This window comes from Alcanivorax sp. HI0083 (genome assembly GCF_001635175.1).
Window position 1 is genome coordinate 1 of the sequence record NZ_LWFX01000723.1, and the last position, 496, is coordinate 496.

1 pseudogene is annotated in these 496 nt (G+C 50.4%); it reads left to right on the forward strand.

Annotation, left to right across the window (positions count from 1 at the left end):
* A pseudogene (locus A3754_RS27485) lies at positions 1-496 on the forward strand (hypothetical protein); the annotation flags it as partial.

Sequence of the window (496 nt, forward strand, 5' to 3'; positions counted from 1 at the left end):
CCGGCACAGATGTCGATAACAAATACATCTGGGCTGTCGTCGCTGTCCCCATTATCGGCTTCCTCATCGAGATCATGGTTGGCACAGAGCTGATCTGGCTCTACATACTGGCCAACATTGCACTCTGCTCCCTGGATGAACGGAAGCTGAAAGCCGCCGGCCACCAATCACCAACCTCCTGGATGATCTTTATTGTTCCTGTTTATCTGTGGAAACGCGCCAGCCTGTTGAAACAAAAGAGCTACTACTTCTGGGGCTGGATTGCGGCATTCATTCTGTCACTTGGAATCAGCGTAGGAGCCAATGAAGTTGTTGTTACTGATACGGCCTGTGCCATCGTTACCGACATCATCCGTGAGCAATACTACAGCGACGAAAAGTGCAAAGCGGTGACCATCAACGAAGAAGTCCGCACCGGCTTTTACACCGCCAACGCTATTCTTGATACGGGTGAGCAGATATTCATCACTATTGAGGAAGTGGGCACCGATGAGAT